Source organism: Chryseobacterium sp. SIMBA_029, assembly GCF_046535275.1.
In the GTDB taxonomy this organism is placed as follows: Bacteria; Bacteroidota; Bacteroidia; order Flavobacteriales; family Weeksellaceae; genus Chryseobacterium.
Genome location: NZ_JAWRXA010000749.1, coordinates 1 through 243 on the forward strand (window position 1 = coordinate 1; position 243 = coordinate 243).

Annotated in this window: 1 protein-coding gene; it reads left to right on the plus strand. The window is 63.4% G+C overall.

Features of this window, described 5'->3' with window-relative positions:
- A partial coding sequence (locus SB679_RS25925; protein ID WP_410705259.1) for a hypothetical protein occupies positions 1 to 243 on the plus strand: 243 nt, incomplete at both ends.

Below are 243 nucleotides of genomic sequence, written 5' to 3' on the forward strand. Positions count from 1 at the left end.
GTCATGGCGATCGCTCACGGCATGGCAAAGGGCGCGCTGGAATGTTTTATGGAACAGACGCAGAAACTCAAGCCGTTCAATCTGCCTTACGACACGGTGGCGGACATGCCGTCCACCCAGGTCGTAGCGGCCAAGGCCGACGCCATGATCGGCGCGGCCCAGGCGCTCATTCAGCGCTACGCCGAAACGGTGGACCGCTCGGCGCTGGAAGGCACGGCCATTACCGCCGAAGCGGAATCGCAG